Source organism: Streptomyces sp. 13-12-16, assembly GCF_002114215.1.
Lineage (GTDB): Bacteria > Actinomycetota > Actinomycetes > Streptomycetales > Streptomycetaceae > Streptomyces.
In genome coordinates, this window is sequence record NZ_NCTE01001421.1 from 1 (window position 1) to 1,159 (window position 1,159).

Annotated in this window: 1 protein-coding gene; it reads left to right on the forward strand. The window is 76.5% G+C overall.

From position 1 onward, the window contains the following. Nucleotides 1–1,159, forward strand: a 1,159-nt coding sequence (locus tag B7767_RS41955; protein ID WP_107486648.1) for an ABC transporter ATP-binding protein, incomplete at both ends; no start/stop codon positions are given.

The following is a 1,159-nucleotide window of genomic DNA, read 5'->3' on the forward strand; positions in this document are numbered from 1 at the left end:
CTGGCCGGGCCCTGGCTGCTGGGGCGGATCGTCGACGAGGTGCGCGACGGGGGCGGGGTGGCGGTGGTGGACCGGCTGGCGCCGGTCATCGTGGCGTGCGCGGTCGCGCAGTTGCTGCTGTCCCGCTGGGCCCGGTACGTGGGGCACCGCTTCGGGGAGCGGACGCTGGCGCGGGTGCGGGAGCGGTTCGTGGACCGGGCGCTGGGGCTGCCCTCGTCGGTGGTGGAACGGGCCGGCACCGGTGATCTGACCGCGCGGGGGACGGCCGACGTGACCGCCGTCGGTACGACCCTGCGCGACGCCGGGCCCTCGCTGCTGGTCAACGGGGTGCAGTCGCTGTTCGTGATGGCGGCGGTCGTGGTGGTGGATCCGCTGCTCGGCGCCCTCGGGCTGCTGTGTCTCACGCCGATCGGGCTCGCGGTGCGCTGGTACCTGCGCCGTGCGCGGGACGCCTACCTCGCCGAGGGCGCGGCCAACTCGGACGTGGCGGAGATCGTCGCGGCGACGGCCGCGGGGGCCCGCACCGTGGAGGCGTTCCGGCTGGAGGAGCGGCGGGTCCGGGCCTGCCGGGACGCGCTGGAGACCTCCCGCCGCGCCCGGTTCCACACGCTGTTCCTGCGCACGGTGTTCTTCCCGGTGGTCGAGGTGTCGTACGCCGTGCCGGTGGCCGGGGTGCTGCTGATCGGCGGGGTGCTGCACGAGCGGGGCGCGGTGAGCCTCGGGGCGGTGGTGAGCGCCTCCCTGTACCTGCTGCAGTTGAGCGGGCCGCTGGACGAGGTGCTGATGCGGGTCGAGCAGTTGCAGAGCAGCGGGGCGTCGTTCGCCCGGGTGGAGGGGCTGGCGCGTGCGCCGCGCGCGGCCCGGCGGGGCGACGGTCCGGATCCGGCCGACGACCGCATCGACGTGACCGGGGTGCGCTACGCCTACGACGGGGGCGTCGAGGTGCTGCGCGGGGTCGGTCTGACGGTGACGCCGGGCGAGCGGCTCGCGGTGGTGGGGCCGTCCGGGGCGGGCAAGACCACGCTGAGCCGGCTGCTCGCGGGCGTGGACGCGCCGACCGCGGGGAGCGTGACGGTGGGCGGGGTGCCGGTGGCGGGTCTGGACCCGGAGCGGCTGCGGCGGCAGGGGGGGCTGGTCACCCAGGAGCACCACGTGTTCC